Source organism: Streptomyces sp. NPDC029122 (assembly GCF_055569445.1).
The window spans coordinates 57,111-72,108 of record NZ_JBVHWK010000031.1 but is presented as its reverse complement, the minus strand read 5'-3'; the positions used below and the strand labels follow the sequence as shown (position 1 = coordinate 72,108).

Here is a 14,998-nt window from a genome sequence, read left to right as displayed (position 1 = left end):
GTAGCTGAACGGGGCCCAGGGGGCGGGATGCAGCCGGGGGAGCAGTTGGCCGGGCGGTACCGGCTGGACGTGCCGCTCGGGCAGGGCGGCTTCGGCGAGGTCTGGCGGGCCTTCGACGTCGAGCTGGGCCGGGCCGTGGCGGTGAAGGTGCTGCTGGCCTTCGACGCGCCGGAGGAGCTGCTGGGCCGCTTCCGCCGCGAGGCGGCCATCGGGGCGCGGCTCCAGCATCCCGGCATCACCGTCGTGCACGACATCGGCCGCCACGACGACCGGCTCTTCCTCGTGATGGAGCTGCTCGACGGCCGGGACCTCGCCCACCTCCTGGCCGACTCGCCCGGCGACGGCCTCCCCCTGCCCCGGGCGCTCGATCTCGCCCTCCAGACGGCCGAGGCGCTGGCCGCCGCGCACGCGCAGAAGGTGGTGCACCGGGATCTGAAGCCCGCGAACCTCTTCCTCCTCACCGACGGCCGCCTCAAGATCTGCGACTTCGGCATCGCCCGCACCGCCGACGCCACGAGCGGGCTGACCGCGACCGGCAAGGTGTTCGGGACGCCGCACTACATGGCCCCGGAGCAGTGGCGGGGCGAGCAGGTCGACGGTCGCTGCGACGTGTACGCCCTCGGGTGCGTGCTGTACGCGCTGCTGACCGGTGCGCCGCCGTTCTCCGGCACCGACCACGCCTGGGTGCTGATGCGGATGCACCTGGAGGAGGAGCCCCCGGCCCTGGGCTCCGTACGGGCGGACCTGCCGCCCGCGCTCGTGGAGCTGGCGGCCTCGCTGCTGGCCAAGGAGCCCGCCGACCGGCCGGACGCCCCGGCCGTCGCCGAGCGGCTGCGTGCGGTGCTGAGGGGCACGGCCGCCCCCGCCGGGGTGCCCGACGTACCCACCTTGGGCCTGCGCCCCCCGGCGGCCCGGCCGGGCCGCCGGGGCGTCCTGCTCGGCGGGCTCGGGCTGCTGGCGGGGGCGGGCGGCGGGACGTACGCCCTGCTCCGGCTGACCGGCACCGGCGAGGACGCGGGCGGGCCCGGCACGGGCGGGGTGCGGCTGACGCGCAGCCTCACCGGCCACACCGGTCCCGTGGGGGCCGTGGCGTTCAGCCCCGACAACAGGATCCTGGCCAGTGGCGGCAGCGACCGCAGCCTGCGGTTGTGGGACGCCCTCGGCTGGCGGGGCAGCGACCCCTTGCCCGACTTCGAGAAGCCCGTCGCCTGCCTGGCCTTCAGCAACGACGGCACGACCCTGGTGGCCGGGAGCGACCGTCTCCTGCACCTCTACGACGTCGGCGGCCTCGCCGAAGCCGGCGTCCTGACCGGCCACACGGCCCCGGTCCGGGCGGTGGCGTTCAGCGTGGACGGCACCACCTTGGCCAGTGCGGGAGAGGACGGCACCATCCGGCTCTGGGACTTCGTGGACCGCTTGGAGCCGGCCGTGACCCTCGCCGGTCACGGCCGGCCGGTCACATCGGTCGCGTTCAGCCCCGACGCGAAGACCCTCGCCAGCGGCAGCGAGGACGGCACGATCCGTTTCTGGAACCTCCCCAGCCGCAAAGCCACCGCCACCCTCACCGGTCACTCCCAACCCGTGGCCTCGGTGGCCTTCAGCCCCGACGGCAGACTCCTGGCCAGCGGCAGCGCCGACGGCACGATCCGCCTCTGGGACCCGGTCGCCCGCACCGGCAGCGCCGCCGACACCCTCAGCGGCCACAACAGCACCGTCCGGTCGGTGGTGTTCAGTCCGGACGGCAGGACGCTCGCCAGCGGCGGCGGCCGTACCGTCCGGCTGTGGGACGTCGCCACCCGCGCCCACCGGGCGACCCTCAACGGACACGCGTCCGCCGTGGGCTCGGTCGGGTTCAGCCCGAACGGGACCACCCTCGCCAGCGGGAGCGACGACGCCACCGTCCGGGTGTGGAAACTGCCCTGACGGGGACGAAGATGGCCGGATGACGTCCATCGACCTGCCCGGGGACCGGGGGTGCCTGCGCTGGGTGCTCGCCGTTCCCCTGGTCCTCCTCTACCTGCCGGCGGTGTACCTGTGCTGGGTGTCCCTGGTGCTGCGGCCGGAGTCCCCGTACGACCCGGTGCGCGACGACGCCCGTTTCACCGCCGAGTTCTCGGTGGTGCTGTGCTTCGCCGGGCTGCTCCTGACCGCCGTCCCCGTCTTCCACCGCACCCTCGGCCGCTGGTGGTACGCGGCCCCCTTCCTGCTGGCAGCGATCGCCTTCTGGCGCGGCCAGACCGTCTGAGCGCCCCTGCCGAAGGGCCCGAGGGCTGGGGATCAGTCCGGGTCCGTGGCGGGGTGCTGGGCGGCCATGACCTCGTCACCGTACGCGAACCCCCAGGCGCCGACCGCTTCGATGGGCGCCAGCAAGGTGCGGCCCAGCTCGGTGAGCCGGTACTCGACCCGTGAGCCGGCGTCGGGGCGCACGCACCGGTCGACCAGTCCGTTGGACTGAAGCCGCCGCAGGGTCTCGGTGAGGACCTTGGAGCTGATGCCCCCGATCCGCTCGCGCAGGTCGCCGTGCCGGCTGGGACCGTCGCGCAGTCCCCAGATCACCACGGCGTTCCAGGTGTTGGAGAGCAGGTCGAAGCCGAGGCGGGCGCGGCAGTCGGCGAGGAAGGCGTCGGTCGTCACGTACCGAATGGTGCCCGAACGGCCTTCTAGCGTCGATGCGAACGGTCCCAACAGGCACGAAGGGCAACACGTGATGAGAATCGGCGTACTGGGCACGGGCAACATGGCCGACGCGCTCGCCACCCACTGGGTGCGGGCCGGGCACGAGGTGGTCATCGGGGGACGGGACGCGCACAAGGCGCAGCGGCTCGCGGCGCGCATCGGAGGCGGCGCGCGGTCCGCGGACCTGCGTACGGCGGCCGGGTCCGGTCGGGTGGTGCTGGCCGCGCTGCCCTTCGGGGCGGGGGCCGAGGTGGTGCGGGAGCTGAGCGCGGTCCTGGAGGGGAAGGTGCTGCTGGACTGCTCCAACCCGATCGGGGCGGGATTCCGGCTGCTGACCGGGGAAGGCCCCTCGGCCGCCCGGCGACTGGCCGAGGCGGCACCGGGGGCCCACGTGGTCAAGGCCTTCAACCTCTGCCACGAGGACGTGTGGCGGATGCGGCCGCCCGTCTTCGGCACGCGGCCCCTGGCCGTACCGGTCTGCGGGGACGACGGGACGGCCGTCGCCCTCGTGCACGGGCTGGTGCGGGACGTGGGCTGCGAACCGGTGGCCGGCGGCGGTCTCGACCGGGCGGGGCTGCTGGAGGCGACGGCCGCCCTGTTCATCGGTCTGTGGGTGGGCGAGGGAGCGGACGCGCAGGCGATAGCGCCTCCGCTGGCGTTCGCGACCGGCCCGGGCGGCCGGGAAGCGTAAGGCGGCACGGTTCCCGTGAGGGGTCGGACGGGGGTTCGTCCGGCGAATCCGATCGTGACGGATCCGTCCGGTGGGCTAGGGTGCGGCCATGAAAACCGGGACGGCTTCGCGCCACGCACGGATCGGTGACCCGGCGCTCCTCTGAGCGCCGTACGGGCCGCTGGCGGCCCGCTGTCCGTCCGGGAGGCCCGCGCTGCCGCGCGCGCTCCGCCTCCGTCGTGTTGACCACAGAGAGAGACGTCAACCACGACAGGAGAGCTCATGCCCACCCATACGCTGCGGATCCCCACCCCGGACGGCCCGGCCGATGCCTTCGCCGCCTTCCCCGACCACGGCGAGCGGCACCCGGGGGTGCTGATGTACGCGGACGGCTTCGGCCTGCGGCCGGTGATCGAGGGCATGGCCCGCGAGCTGGCCGGCCACGGGTACTGCGTACTCGTCCCCAACGTCTTCTACCGGCACGGCCCGGCACCGCTGATCGACCTGCCCGGGCACATCGGAGAAGAGGCCCGGCCCGCGCTCATGGGCCGGGTGATGCCGCTCATCGAGGCGCACACCGCCGAACGCGTGTTGCGCGACGCCGACGCCTACCTCCGGTTCCTCACGGCCCGGCCGGAGGTCGCCCCCGGGCCCGTCGCCGTGACCGGCTACTGCATAGGCGGTCTGCTGGCGGTGCGCACCGCGGCGGCCCACCCGTCGCGGGTGGCCGCCATCGCCGCGTTCCACGCTCCGGTGGGCGCGGACGGGCCCGACGCCCTCGCCGGGATCACCGCCCGGGTCCACTTCGGCCATGCCGAGGGCGATCTGACGCCCGATGCCCTGGCCGGGCTCAACCGGGCGCTGGACGCCGCGGGCCTCGACCACACCTCCGAGATCTACCCCGGCACCGTCCACGGCTTCACCATGGCCGACACCGACGCCTTCGACCCCGCAGGGCTGCGGCGCCATTGGGACCGCCTGCTCCCCCTGCTGGAGGGGAGCCTGGTCAGCGGCTGAGGTTCCGGCGCGCGGCCGGCCTCGGCACGCGCAGGGGCGCCCCGGATCGCTGGGATCCGGGGCGCCCCGTCCGTTCGGCGTGCGTCACGCCTCGTGCGCCGGCTCAGGCGGCGACGGGCACCGGGGCCGCGGTGGTGGCGGCCGGCTCGTCCAGCGGGGAGGACGAGGCGGAGGCATAGGCCTCCTTGTCGAGGATCCCCTCGCGGGCGGAGACGATGACCGGGACGACGGCCTGGCCGGCCACGTTGGTGGCGGTGCGCATCATGTCCAGGATCGGGTCGATCGCCATCAGCAGGCCGACGCCGGCCAGCGGCAGGCCGAGCGTGGAGAGGGTCAGCGTCAGCATCACGGTCGCGCCGGTCAGACCTGCGGTGGCGGCGGAGCCGACCACCGAGACGAAGGCGATGAGCAGGTACTCCTTGATGCCCAGCTGCACGTCGAAGATGTTCGCGATGAAGATCGCGGCGAGGGCCGGGTAGATCGCGGCGCAGCCGTCCATCTTGGTGGTCGCGCCGAACGGGACGGCGAAGGAGGCGTACTCCTTCGGGACGCCGAGGCGCTCGGTGACCTTCTGGGTGACCGGCATGGTGCCGACGGAGGAGCGGGAGACGAACGCCAGCTGGATCGCGGGCCAGGCGCCCTTGAAGAACTGGACGGGGTTGACCTTGGCGACCGTCGCGAGGAGCAGCGGGTACACGCCGAACATGACGAGCGCCGAGCCGATGTAGACGTCGGCGGTGAAGGTGGCGTACTTGCCGATGAGGTCCCAGCCGTAGCTCGCGATGGCGGTGCCGATGAGGCCGACGGTGCCGACGGGGGCGAGGCGGATGACCCACCACAGGGCCTTCTGGAGGAGCTCCAGGACGGATTCGGCGAGGTTCAGTACCGGCTGGGCCTTGCTGCCGAGCTGGAGGGCGGCGATACCGGCGACGGCGGCCAGGAAGACGATCTGGAGGACGTTCAGCTCGGTGAAGGGCGTGACGATGTCCTTCGGCACGATGCCGGTCAGGAAGTCGATCCAGGAGCCGTGCCGCTTGGGCTCCTTGCCGTCGGCCGGGGTGAGGCCGGTGCCGGCGCCCGGGTTGGTCAGCAGGCCTATCGCGAGGCCGATGCCGACCGAGATCAGCGAGGTGATCATGAACCAGAGCAGGGTGCGGGAGGCGAGCCGCGCGGCGTTGTTCACCTTCCGGAGGTTGGTGATGGACACCAGGATGGCGAAGAAGACGAGCGGGGCGACGGCCAGCTTGAGGAGCTGGATGAAGATGTCGCCGACCTGTTCCAGCGTGGTCTTCAGCCAGCCGATGTCCTGGCTGCGGGCGAGCCAGCCGAAGAGGACGCCGAGCACGAGGCCGGTGACGATCTGGGCCCAGAAGGGGAACTTGAAGGATGTGGAGGGGGCCTTGGCGGGAGCCTGGGCCTGGGGGGACGCGGACACGACACTCTCCGGGGGACGCACGGACGTACGGCGGAAGGTTTCTGCAAGGGGTGCGGTACGGCGGCAGCCGGAAAAGGGGCCGGGCCGGCCGGGGACCGCTGCTGGCGGAGCCTCAGCGGCAACAGCAACAGGCCGCGGACACGCGGCGGCAGAAGTCGACGTGCAGGCGCGCCACGAGCAGGACGCTCTGGCTCATCGGGTGCGCGGCTGCGGTCAACATGGTGGACACGCTAACACTCCTGCTTTGAGAATCTCAAAGAGATGCTTTGAGAACTGATCGTGCGGGAGTGGGTCCGCCGGACCCGCCGGCCCCCGGGAACGACGAAGCCCCAGCGTGGCGGGGGGAGTTCCCGGCGCTGGGGCGCATCGGCGGACGGAAGGCCGCGGGGCGGCTGTGACGAAGCCAACCGGCTCCGCGCCGGCCCGGCGTCAGCTCGGTTCAGCTCGGACTCGGCCGAGCTCGGCTCACGCGCGCGCGGCGTCGTCGGCCGCGTCCTCCTGGCTGCGGTTCGCGGCGAGCTTCTCCTTCGCATCCGCGACGCGGCCGGAGATCTGCGCGGACATCTCGTCGCGCTGCTTGCGCAGCAGGACGAAGGAGAGGGGCGCGGAGATCACCAGGGCGAGCAGCACGACCCAGGCGAAGTTGGCGTCGCCCAGACCGGCGGGCACCCAGCCCAGGTTGACCAGGACGGCCACGAGCACCAGGCATCCGACGAAGATGCCCAGCCGCATCGCGGTGTAGCGGATCGTCGCGCTCGGCTTGAGGGCCACGGTGACCCCTCCCTCTCTTCTACGTCGGCACGTGCCCGTCCAGTGAAGCACGCCGGGGCCCGGCCGCGGCCCGGTGGGGTCAGTGCAGGGGCAGCAGCATCGTGATGTCGTCGCGGTCGTCGCCGGGGGCCACGCGGATGGCGCCGGGCACCCGGCCGACCTCCTTGTAGCCGCAGGCCGCGTAGAAGTGCTCCAGGCCGACCCCGCCGCGGCACTCCAGCCGAATGGCCTCGATGCCCTCCAGCGAACGCGCCGCGTCGGCGAGGGCGGCCATCAGCTCCCGCCCCGCGCCACGGCCCTGGAGGACGGGGGCGACCATCACCGTGTACGCCCAGACCCAGTGCTTCCGCAACGGGTGCGGCTCGAAGGCGAGGAAGGCGACGGCCTGGACCGCCCCCTCGGCGTCGTGCCCGACCAGCAGCCGGTGACGGCCCTCCGCCAGCGCGACGAGGTGCTTGACCAGCGCGGGCCGGATGTCTTCGGCGGTGACGGGCGGGACGAAGCCGACCGCGCCGCCGGCGTTGGTGACCTCGGTCCACAGCTGCGCGATGCCTTCGCGCAGGGCGGGGTCCACGACCGGATCGAAGGTGAAAGTAAGGGTCATTAATGAAGAGTATCTATTACCGAGGCTGATGGGCAACGGCTCTCCGCAGGCCTCCGCACGCACGGGAGCCCCGGTCCGGCGGGGACCGGGGCTCCTGTCGGCGCGGGCGTCGCTCCGTCAGACGCGCATCGCCTGCGGGGACTCGCGCAGGGAGGCGTCCGGGCCGGGGTACTCGCGGATGATCTCGTAGCGCGTGTTGCGCTCGACCGGGCGGAAGCCCGCCTCGCGGATGAGCTCCAGGAGGTCGTCGCGGCCCAGCTTGTTCGGGGTGCCGTAGTTGTCCGCGTCGTGCGTGATCTTGTACTCGACGACCGAGCCGTCCATGTCGTCGGCGCCGTGCTGGAGCGCGAGCTGGGCGGTCTGCACACCGTGCATCACCCAGAAGACCTTGACGTGCGGCACGTTGTCGAACAGGAGGCGCGAGACCGCGAAGGTCTTCAGGGCCTCGGCGCCCGTGGCCATCGTCGTGCGCGCCTGGAGCCTGTTGCGGACCTTGCCGTCCTTCATGTCCACGAAGTCGTGCTGGTAGCGCAGCGGGATGAAGACCTGGAAGCCGCCGGTCTCGTCCTGGAGCTCGCGCAGCCGCAGCACGTGGTCCACCCGGTGGCGCGGCTCCTCGATGTGCCCGTAGAGCATGGTGCTCGGGGTCTTGAGGCCCTTCTCGTGCGCCAGGCGGTGGATGCGCGACCAGTCCTCCCAGTGGGTGTCGTGGTCGACGATGTGCTGGCGGACCTCCCAGTCGAAGATCTCCGCGCCGCCGCCGGTGAGCGATTCGAGACCGGCCTCGATCAGCTCGTCGAGGATCTCGGAGGCCGAGAGGCCGGAGATCTTCTCGAAGTGGTGGATCTCGGTGGCCGTGAACGCCTTCAGCGAGACGTTCGGCAGCGCCTCCTTGAGGGCGGACAGGGAGCGCGGGTAGTACCGCCACGGGAGGGTGGGGTGCAGGCCGTTGACGATGTGCAGCTCGGTGAGGTTCTCGTTCTCCATGGCCTTGGCCAGGCGGACGGCCTCCTCGATGCGCATCGTGTACGCGTCCTTCTCGCCCGGCTTGCGCTGGAACGAGCAGTACGCGCAGGAGGCGGTGCACACGTTCGTCATGTTGAGGTGGCGGTTGACGTTGAAGTGGACCACGTCGCCGTTCTTGCGCGTGCGCACCTCGTGGGCGAGACCGCCCAGCCAGGCCAGGTCGTCCGATGCGTAGAGGGCGATGCCGTCCTCACGCGTCAGCCGCTCGCCGGAGCGGACCTTTTCCTCCAGCTCGCGCTTGAGCCCCGCGTCCATGCCGGTGTCTCCTCTACCTGTCCCTGTCCAGACCTGTCTGCAACCGCCACCCACCGTACTCTCAGGCGTCCTCGGGCAGCTCGCCGACCCGGTTCTCCCACTTGGTGGAGAGCACGATCGTGGTGCGGGTGCGGGAGACGCCCTTGGTGCCGGAGAGCTTGCGGATGATCTTCTCCAGGCCGTCGACGTCGCTGGCGCGGACCTTGAGCATGAAGGAGTCGTCGCCGGCGATGAACCAGCAGTCCTCGATCTCCGCGAGGTCGCGCAGCCGGCGCGCCACGTCCTCGTGGTCGGCGGCGTCGGAGAGGGAGATGCCGATCAGCGCGGTGACGCCGAGGCCGAGCTCGGCTGCGGCCACCGTCGCGCGGTAGCCGGTGATGACGCCGGCCGTCTCCAGCCGGTTGATGCGGTCGGTGACGCTGGGGCCGGAGAGGCCCACGAGACGGCCCAGCTCCGCGTACGAGGCACGACCGTTCTCACGGAGTGCCTGGATGAGCTGCCTGTCCACCGTGTCCATTACGTGGAGCCTTCCATTATTCGGTGATCCTGCAAGTTTAGGTATAGAATCAAAGGCGCACAGGGTCAACACCCTGTGAATCTTTCAACAGATCAATGACGATCTTCAGGAGTGGTTCACCGTGTACACGATCGAGGCGGCCTACGCGCACATGCGACAGCTCCAGGAGCTGGCCAACCGATCCCGCACCGACCAGCCCGCCGCCGCCCACCGCGTGGACCGGACCCGCAAGCCGCGCACCCAGAAGAAGCGCTAGTCACGGGGGCGGGCGCTGCCAAGCTCCCCCTCCCAACGGCGGTACAGCCGGTGCGGCACCCCTGCCGCGTCGAGCACCCGCCCCGCGACGAAGTCCACCAGGTCCTGGATGTGCGTCGCGCCCGCGTAGAACGCCGGAGAGGCGGGCAGGACGACCGCGCCCGCTTCGTCCAGCGCCAACAGATGCCTCAGCGTCTGTCCGTTCAGCGGGGTCTCCCGCACCGCGACCACCAGCCTGCGCCGCTCCTTGAGCGTCACGCTCGCGACGCGTTGGAGCAGGTCCTTCGACAGCCCCAGCGCCACGCCCGCCACGCAGGCGGTGGACGCCGGGACGATCAGCATCCCCTTGACGGCGTACGAACCCGAACTCGGCCCGGCCGCCAGGTCCCCGGCACCCCAGTACCGCACCCCGTCGAGGTCGAACCCCGCGAAGGTCCCCGGCTTGCCGTCGGCGCCGCGCCCCAGCCACTCCTCCAGGTCCGCGCGCCAGTGCGCGTCCCGGAACGCGATCCCGGTCTCGTCCAGCAGGGTGAGCCGCGAGGCCCGGCTGACCACCAGGTCCACACTCTCGCCCGCCGCCAGCAGCCCCCGGACCACCGCCGCCGCGTACGGCGTCCCGGACGCCCCGGAAACCCCGACCACCCACGGGGTGCGCTTGCCGTCAGTCATACCTCCGAGACTATCCGGCCACGGCGCGGCGGCACTCGGTAAGGTGTGCGCACGTCCCAGGGGGTGGGACGGGCACGAGGGGGAACCACATGAGAACGTCGGCCGAGCCGGCCTGGAGCCAGGCGGACCGCGCGAAGGCCGCCGCCAAGCTGATGCTGGGCTGGGTGGCCCTGCTGTGGGCCCTGGAGGCGGTCGACTACGCCCTCGGCCATTCCCTCGACCAGTACGGCGTCCTGGCCCGCGACGTCGCCACCCTGCCGCACATCGTCTCCGCGGCCTTCCTCCACCTGGGCTTCGGCCACGTCGCCGCCAACAGCGTCCCGCTGCTGGTCCTCGGCTTCGTCATCGCCCTGTCCGGCATCCGCCGCTTCCTCGCCGTGGGCGGACTCATCCTGCTCGGGGACGGCATCGGCACCTGGCTGATCTCCCCGCCGGACACGGTCACCCTGGGCGCCTCGGGCATCGTCTACGGTCTCTTCGGCTACTTGCTGGTGCGCGGCTTCGTCGAGCGCAAGGCGCTGGGGATCGCGGTGGGCATCGCGGCCGCCGCCTACTACGGCGGCGGCATGTTCCTCGGCCTGCTCCCCCTGGACCCCGCCATCAGCTGGCAGGGCCACCTCTGCGGCTTCGTCACGGGAGTGGCGACCGCCCTCTGCCACCGCCGCCCGGCCCGTCAGCCGGCCCTGCTCAGCTGACGGCCGAGGGGTCCACGGGCAGGTCCGAGGTGTCCACGGTCAGCTTGCCGATCCCGCTCTCCACGACGACCGTCCCGCCGTACGGGATCACGTCCCGGCCCCGGTAGCCGTCGGGGCCCGGGTTCCAGAGGGTGACGCAGTGCGCCTTGTACGGGTCGAAGATCAGGTAGAGCGGGATCCCGCGCCGGGCGTAGGCCCTGTCCTTGACCTCGTAGTCGTTGCGGACGCTGCTCGGGGACACGACCTCGACGGCCAGCTCGATCAAGTCGGGCGGGTAGGCGCTGAGGTTCTTGGCGACTTCCGCCTCGGGGATCACCGCGAGGTCCGGGCAGAACTCGTTGTCACCGTCGAACGGCACCGCGACATCGCTGAGGAAACCCCAGTCGTCCGACAGCTGAGCCTTGAGCGTGGTCCACAGCGCCCAGATGGTGGCGTTGTGGGTCGGCTTCAGCGGACTCATCACGATGGCGCCCTCGACAATCTCCACCCGGTGGCCGGGGAACATGTCCTCGTACCGGCTGAGCTGTGAGTGCAGGCTGTCGCTCTCCGAGACGGTCACTTCGGCCTCCCTGTCCATGCACTCGATGGTAGGCCGCACGGTAACTAGACCGTCAGACCCCGCACCACCAGATCCGCCAGCGCGCACACGAAAAGCGCGATTCCGATGAAGCCGTTGACCGTGAAGAACGCCCGGTTCAGGCGGGACAGGTCGTGCGGCTTGACGATGGTGTGTTCGTAGAGGAACGCCGCCACGACCACCAGCAGGCCGCACCAGAACAGCGCGCCCGCCTCCGTCAGCAGCCCGTACCAGGCCAGCAGGCCGGTGGTGACGACGTGCGCGCCGCGCGCTCCCCACAGGGCCGCCGGGACGCCGAAGCGGGCCGGGACCGAGCGGACGCCCTCCGCGCGGTCGGCCGCCACGTCCTGGCAGGCGAAGATCAGGTCGAAGCCGCCGATCCACACTCCCACGGCCAGACCCAGGACGACCGCCTCCCAGGACCACTCCCCCGTGACCGCCAGCCAGGCCCCGACCGGGCCCATCGCCTGGGCCAGGCCCAGGATGGCGTGCGGGAAGTCCGTGAAGCGCTTGCCGTACGGGTAGACCACCATCGGGACCACCGCGACCGGCGCCAGGATCAGGCACAGCGGGTTCAGCAGGGCGGCGGCGCCGAGGAAGACCACCAGCGCGATGCCCGCGCCGGTCCAGGCGGAACGCACCGAGACCGCGCCGGTGACGAGCTCGCGCCCGGCGGTGCGCGGGTTACGGGCGTCGATCTCCCGGTCGATGATCCGGTTGGCGGCCATCGCGAAGGTCCGCAGGCCCACCATGCACACGGTGACGAGCAGCAGCTCGGTCCAGTGCATGCGCCCGTCGAGCCGGTACATGGCCGTCAGCGCGGCGATGTAGGCGAAGGGCAGCGCGAAGACCGAGTGCTCGATCATCACCAGGCGCAGGAAGGCCTTGACCTTGCCGGTGGCCTGCGGCGCGGGGCCCGGCCCGGGAAGGGCTTCGGCTGCGGAGGTCATACGAGGCTCCTGCGGAACTCTTCGAGGTCGGCGCGGAGCGTCTCCACGGCCTCCGGGGCGATGTCCAGCGCGAGCGGGGGCACCTCCTCGCCCTCCGGCGGGGTGATCCGGGCCAGGAAGGCGCAGTCCTCGCCGGCCGGCCGGCCCTCCAGGCTCAGCACGGGGCCCGCCTCGACGGTGAACGGCTCGGTGACGGCGAAGGCCAGCTCGGCGAGGAGGCGTTCGGCGAAGTCGTCGGCGTCCGCGTCGCGCAGTCCGGGCAGCTCGAAGCCGCCGCCGCCGTCGCGCTCGTCCCACATCAGCGCCCAGACGCCGCCGGGGCCGACGAACTCCTCGGGGCTGACGCCGGCCTGCGCGGCGGCCTCGCGGACCTCCGGGTCGGCCGGGTCGAGCTCCGGGCGCACGAGGGCCACGTACGTGGTGTCGTCACCGATGAAGAGCGCCGGGCCGCCGACCGCGATCGGGCTCACAGTCCGTACTCCGGTTCATCGCCGCGGGCGCGGGGAGCACTCCCGGCGCTCTCCGACCTCATCGTTGCCTGGTACCTCACAGTCCGTACTCCTTCCAGCGCCGGTCCACGAGGGCGGCCGTCGCCGGGTCGGACTCGACCATGTCGGGCCAGCCGCCGTCGCGGGTGTAGCCCTCCTCCGGCAGCTTCTTGGTCGCGTCGATGCCCGCCTTGCCGCCCCAGAACTGCTGGTACGAGGCGTGGTCCAGGTGGTCCACCGGCCCCTCGACCACGGTCAGGTCGCGGGAGTAGTCGGTGTTGCCGAGGGCTCGCCAGGAGACCTCGTGCAGGTCGTGGACGTCGCAGTCCTTGTCGACCACGATGATCAGCTTGGTCAGCGACATCATGTGCGCGCCCCAGATGGCATGCATGACCTTCTGCGCGTGCTTGGGGTACTTCTTGTCGATCGAGACGATCGCGCAGTTGTGGAAGCCGCCCGACTCGGGGAGGTGGTAGTCCACGATGTCCGGCACGATGATCTTGAGGAGGGGCAGGAAGAAGCGTTCCGTCGCGCGGCCCAGCGGGCCGTCCTCCGTCGGCGGGCGGCCGACCACGATCGACTGGAGCAGCGGGCGCTTCCGCATCGTCACGCAGTCGATCTTCAGCGCGGGGAAGGGTTCCTGCGGGGTGTAGAAGCCGGTGTGGTCGCCGAAGGGGCCCTCGGGGAGCGTCTCCCCGGGCTCCAGCCAGCCCTCGATGACGACCTCGGCGTGGGCCGGGACCTGGAGCGGGACCGTCTTGCAGTCGACCATCTCGATCCGCTTGCCCGCGACGAACCCGGCGAAGAGGTACTCGTCGATGTCGCCCGGCAGCGGTGCGGTGGAGGCGTAGGTGACGGCGGGCGGACAGCCGAAGGCGATCGCGACCGGCAGCCGCTCGCCGCGCGCGGCGGCGACGGCGTAGTGGTTGCGGCTGTCCTTGTGGATCTGCCAGTGCATGCCGATGGTGCGCTTGTCGTGGCGCTGGAGGCGGTAGAGGCCGAGGTTGCGGACGCCGGTCTCGGGGTGCTTGGTGTGGGTGAGGCCCAGGTTGAAGAAGGAGCCGCCGTCCTTGGGCCAGGTGAAGAGGGCCGGGAGCTGGTCGAGGTCGACGTCGTCGCCGGTGAGGACGACCTCCTGGACGGGCGCGGACTCGCCCTTCACCTTCTTCGGCGGGACGTGGACCATCGAGCCGAGCTTGCCGAAGGCCTCGCGGACGCCGATGAAGCCCTGCGGCAGTTCGGGCTTGAGCAGGCCGCCGATCTTCTCGCTGATCTCGCCGTACGACTTCAGGCCGAGGGCCTTCAGGAGACGGCGGTCGGTCCCGAAGACGTTCATGGCGAGCGGCATGGCCGAGCCCTTGACGTTCTCGAAGAGCAGGGCCGGGCCGCCGGCCTTGTTCACTCTGTCGACGATCTCCCCGACCTCCAGGTACGGGTCGACTTCGGCCTTGATGCGCTTGAGGTCGCCCTCCCGCTCCAGAGCCCGGAGCAGCGAGCGGAGATCGTCGTAAGCCATGGAGCCCAGTATCCGTCACCCCATACCCTGGAACCGTCACCGGGGCCCCGCGCGGGTCCGTCGTCACTTCCCGGGAGTCGGTCCCACACCGTGCTGCGCTATCTGCCGTTCCTGCTGATCCTGGCGCTGACCATCTACGCCTTCATCGACTGCCTGAACACCCCGGAGGAGGAGGTCAAGCACCTGCCGAAGACGATCTGGGTGCTGATCATCCTGCTGTTCTCGATCGTCGGCCCGGTGGTGTGGCTCTTCGCGGGCCGTCAGCGCTCCGCCGTCGGCGGTGGCGGCGGTGGCGGCCGGGCGCGCCGGCAGCAGTGGGTGGCGCCCGACGACAACCCGGAGTTCCTGAACTCCCTGCGCGAGGAGCAGGAACGGAACAAGAAGACGGACGGGGACGACCAGGGCGAGGACGACCCGGGCAAGGGCGGGCCGGGCAAGGAGTAGCGCGTACGGGTCACTGCGCCCAGGACAGGACCCGGGTGCCCTCGGTGCCGGGCACCGAGGCGACTCCGTCCGCGCGCATGACCACGTACGCCTCGAAGGTCTCGGGGGCGTGGATCCGGCGCGGGACGTCCGGCGGCAGGACGAGGGTCTGGCCGGCGGACACCTTCTCGGTGCGGCCGTCGCAGGTGACCTCCAGGGAGCCGGCGGTGAGCTGCCAGACCTGCTCGCGGCTGACGGAGTGCTCGGGGCCGGTGGATCCGGCGGGCATGTCCACGTGCCAGGTGGAGAGTTCGGAGCTGCCGCGGCTGGGGGCGGCGAGACCCGTCATGGTGGCGTTGGGCGAGGCGGTGACGTTCTCGGGGGAAACGCTGATCACGTGCAAGGCGGGTCCTCTGCGTGGTGGGGTGCGCGGCGACAGGCATGAGTAAAGCCC

General features: G+C 71.5%; 19 protein-coding genes. 7 read left to right on the top strand and 12 right to left on the bottom strand.

The features are described 5' to 3' along the window. Nucleotides 1-27 precede the first annotated feature (27 nt). Together ACZ4WZ_RS28660 and ACZ4WZ_RS28655 are read left to right on the top strand one after the other, a co-directional pair. A complete protein-coding gene (locus ACZ4WZ_RS28660; RefSeq protein ID WP_467894734.1) occupies nt 28-1,923 on the top strand; it encodes a WD40 repeat domain-containing serine/threonine protein kinase in 1,896 nt (631 codons plus the stop codon). Between the two features lie 19 nt (nt 1,924-1,942). Beyond that, nucleotides 1,943-2,245 (top strand): hypothetical protein, encoded by a 303-nt coding sequence (locus tag ACZ4WZ_RS28655; protein WP_467894732.1) that lies wholly within the window; start codon nt 1,943-1,945, stop codon nt 2,243-2,245. Between the two features lie 32 nt (nt 2,246-2,277). Here the strand turns inward: ACZ4WZ_RS28655 and ACZ4WZ_RS28650 are convergent, their stop codons facing one another. Further along, complete coding sequence (locus ACZ4WZ_RS28650; RefSeq protein WP_467894730.1) at nt 2,278-2,634, bottom strand: winged helix-turn-helix transcriptional regulator; 357 nt, start codon at nt 2,632-2,634, stop codon at nt 2,278-2,280. A gap of 73 nt (nt 2,635-2,707) precedes the next feature. Between ACZ4WZ_RS28650 and ACZ4WZ_RS28645 the strand changes: the two genes are divergently transcribed. Beyond that, on the top strand, nt 2,708-3,367 hold the full coding sequence (locus tag ACZ4WZ_RS28645) for an NADPH-dependent F420 reductase (protein ID WP_467894728.1): 660 nt from the start codon (nt 2,708-2,710) through the stop codon (nt 3,365-3,367). A gap of 261 nt (nt 3,368-3,628) precedes the next feature. Next, a complete protein-coding gene (locus tag ACZ4WZ_RS28640) occupies nt 3,629-4,363 on the top strand; it encodes a dienelactone hydrolase family protein (protein WP_467894726.1) in 735 nt (244 codons plus the stop codon). Nucleotides 4,364-4,466: 103 nt separating this feature from the next. Here ACZ4WZ_RS28640 and ACZ4WZ_RS28635 read toward each other — a convergent pair whose 3' ends face one another. The 5 genes from ACZ4WZ_RS28635 to ACZ4WZ_RS28615 form a co-directional block, all read right to left on the bottom strand. Continuing rightward, a complete protein-coding gene (locus tag ACZ4WZ_RS28635; RefSeq protein WP_467894724.1) occupies nt 4,467-5,798 on the bottom strand; it encodes a dicarboxylate/amino acid:cation symporter in 1,332 nt (443 codons plus the stop codon). Between the two features lie 465 nt (nt 5,799-6,263). Continuing rightward, nucleotides 6,264-6,530, bottom strand: coding sequence for a DUF4229 domain-containing protein (locus ACZ4WZ_RS28630; RefSeq protein WP_467894795.1), 267 nt, complete (start codon nt 6,528-6,530; stop codon nt 6,264-6,266). 118 nt (nt 6,531-6,648) lie between these two features. Beyond that, nucleotides 6,649-7,173, bottom strand: coding sequence for a GNAT family N-acetyltransferase (locus ACZ4WZ_RS28625; protein ID WP_467894722.1), 525 nt, complete (start codon nt 7,171-7,173; stop codon nt 6,649-6,651). Between the two features lie 117 nt (nt 7,174-7,290). Continuing rightward, nucleotides 7,291-8,454, bottom strand: coding sequence for an aminofutalosine synthase MqnE (gene mqnE / locus ACZ4WZ_RS28620; protein WP_467894721.1), 1,164 nt, complete (start codon nt 8,452-8,454; stop codon nt 7,291-7,293). Between the two features lie 61 nt (nt 8,455-8,515). Next, nucleotides 8,516-8,971 carry an Lrp/AsnC family transcriptional regulator gene (locus ACZ4WZ_RS28615; RefSeq protein ID WP_042811055.1) on the bottom strand — a complete coding sequence of 152 codons (456 nt, stop codon included), beginning with the start codon at nt 8,969-8,971 and terminating at the stop codon, nt 8,516-8,518. A gap of 121 nt (nt 8,972-9,092) precedes the next feature. On the opposite strand from ACZ4WZ_RS28615, the gene ACZ4WZ_RS28610 reads away from it, so the two are divergent. Then, nucleotides 9,093-9,227, top strand: a complete 135-nt coding sequence (locus ACZ4WZ_RS28610) for a hypothetical protein (RefSeq protein ID WP_388939455.1) — start codon at nt 9,093-9,095, stop codon at nt 9,225-9,227. Here ACZ4WZ_RS28610 and ACZ4WZ_RS28605 read toward each other — a convergent pair. Next, nucleotides 9,224-9,895, bottom strand: coding sequence for a UbiX family flavin prenyltransferase (locus tag ACZ4WZ_RS28605; RefSeq protein WP_467894719.1), 672 nt, complete (start codon nt 9,893-9,895; stop codon nt 9,224-9,226). The two genes, ACZ4WZ_RS28610 and ACZ4WZ_RS28605, sit on opposite strands and share 4 nt — an antisense overlap. 89 nt (nt 9,896-9,984) lie before the next feature. Here ACZ4WZ_RS28605 and ACZ4WZ_RS28600 point away from each other — a divergent pair, with 89 nt between their 5' ends. After that, nucleotides 9,985-10,590, top strand: a complete 606-nt coding sequence (locus ACZ4WZ_RS28600) for a rhomboid family intramembrane serine protease (protein WP_467894717.1) — start codon at nt 9,985-9,987, stop codon at nt 10,588-10,590. Here ACZ4WZ_RS28600 and ACZ4WZ_RS28595 read toward each other — a convergent pair. The 4 genes from ACZ4WZ_RS28595 to ACZ4WZ_RS28580 all read right to left on the bottom strand — a co-directional run bounded on the left by ACZ4WZ_RS28595 (nt 10,583) and on the right by ACZ4WZ_RS28580 (nt 14,121). Continuing rightward, on the bottom strand, nt 10,583-11,167 hold the full coding sequence (locus ACZ4WZ_RS28595; RefSeq protein WP_467894716.1) for a Uma2 family endonuclease: 585 nt from the start codon (nt 11,165-11,167) through the stop codon (nt 10,583-10,585). The two genes, ACZ4WZ_RS28600 and ACZ4WZ_RS28595, sit on opposite strands and share 8 nt — an antisense overlap. Nucleotides 11,168-11,193: 26 nt before the next feature. After that, nucleotides 11,194-12,117 carry a menaquinone biosynthesis prenyltransferase MqnP gene (gene mqnP, locus ACZ4WZ_RS28590; protein WP_467894714.1) on the bottom strand — a complete coding sequence of 308 codons (924 nt, stop codon included), beginning with the start codon at nt 12,115-12,117 and terminating at the stop codon, nt 11,194-11,196. Beyond that, nucleotides 12,114-12,587, bottom strand: coding sequence for a hypothetical protein (locus tag ACZ4WZ_RS28585; protein WP_467894712.1), 474 nt, complete (start codon nt 12,585-12,587; stop codon nt 12,114-12,116). The genes mqnP and ACZ4WZ_RS28585 overlap by 4 nt, the downstream gene beginning before the upstream one ends. Nucleotides 12,588-12,663: 76 nt before the next feature. After that, entirely contained in the window at nt 12,664-14,121 is a 1,458-nt protein-coding gene (locus ACZ4WZ_RS28580) for a menaquinone biosynthesis decarboxylase (RefSeq protein ID WP_467894710.1), read from the bottom strand. 90 nt (nt 14,122-14,211) lie between these two features. Here ACZ4WZ_RS28580 and ACZ4WZ_RS28575 point away from each other — a divergent pair, with 90 nt between their 5' ends. Further along, nucleotides 14,212-14,565, top strand: coding sequence for a PLD nuclease N-terminal domain-containing protein (locus ACZ4WZ_RS28575; RefSeq protein ID WP_467894708.1), 354 nt, complete (start codon nt 14,212-14,214; stop codon nt 14,563-14,565). A gap of 10 nt (nt 14,566-14,575) precedes the next feature. On the opposite strand, the gene ACZ4WZ_RS28570 is transcribed toward ACZ4WZ_RS28575, so the two are convergent. Continuing rightward, the gene (locus tag ACZ4WZ_RS28570; RefSeq protein WP_467894706.1) at nt 14,576-14,941 is read right to left on the bottom strand and encodes a cupin domain-containing protein; all 366 of its coding nucleotides are present in this window, start codon (nt 14,939-14,941) and stop codon (nt 14,576-14,578) included. Between the last annotated feature and the right edge of the window lie 57 nt (nt 14,942-14,998).